General features: G+C 69.2%; 1 protein-coding gene. It reads right to left on the minus strand.

Features of this window, described 5'->3' with window-relative positions:
• A protein-coding gene (locus ABD774_RS21520; RefSeq protein WP_345045832.1) for an IS5 family transposase occupies positions 1-898 on the minus strand; the annotation gives its coding sequence in 2 pieces (ribosomal slippage) (positions 1-537 and positions 539-898; 897 coding nt in all).
• Between the last annotated feature and the right edge of the window lie 49 nt (positions 899-947).

Here is a 947-nt window from a genome sequence, read left to right on the forward strand (position 1 = left end):
CTAGGGCGTGTCTCTTAATGCCTTGAGCCAGATGGTGATGGCGCGCAGGACGACGCCGCCGCGGTAGGTCAGGGCGAGCTTGTCGTAGCGGGTGGCCAGGGCGCGCCACTGCTTGAAGACGTTGAAGGAGCGCTCGACGACGTTGCGCCGCTTGTAAGCCTCTTTGTCGTAGGTCACCGGCCGGCCTCCCGTGGACCCGCGGCGCTTGCGGTTGGCGACCTGGTCGGAGCGTTCGGGGATGACGGCCTGGATGCCGCGCCGGCGCAGCAGCGCCCGGTTCGCCTTGGAGGAGTAGGCCTTATCGGCCATCGCCCGCACCGGGGTCGTGCGAGGCCGACCGGCCCCGAGGCGGGGCACGCTCACGGCGTTCAAGACGTGCTCGAACATCGGGGAGTCCCCGCCCTGGCCGGGGCCAAGCAGCATCACCAGCGGGCGCATGTTCCCGTCGCACAGGTGATGGATCTTCGTGCTCAGCCCGCCCCGGGAGCGGCCGATGGCGTGATCAGGCGGCTCCTGGCGCAGATTCGTGTAATTCGACAGGTCCCCCTGTGTCCCGGGGCAGGTTCGTGGCGTGCTGGTGGGCACGGTTGATCGTGGAGTCCACCGACACCTCCCAGTCGATCAGGCCAGCCCCATCCGCGTGAGCGAGCAGCGCGGTGAGGACCTTGTCCCAGGTGCCGTCCCCGCTGAAGCGGCGGTGCCGCTTCCAGACCGTCTGCCACGGCCCGAAGCACTCGGGCAGGTCCCGCCACGGGATGCCGACCCGGTAGCGGTAGACGATGCCCTCGACCACCATCCGGTGGTCCCGGAACGGCCGACCCCGGCGCCCGCCCGAGGACGGCATCAACGGCTCGATCAACTCCCACTGGGCATCCGTCAGCACGGCAGTACGCGACACCCCCGCAGCGTTTCAGCCCAAGGGCTCGACTATTGGGAGACACGCCCTA

Source organism: Georgenia daeguensis, from assembly GCF_039537705.1.
Classification (GTDB): Bacteria; Actinomycetota; Actinomycetes; order Actinomycetales; family Actinomycetaceae; genus Georgenia; species Georgenia daeguensis.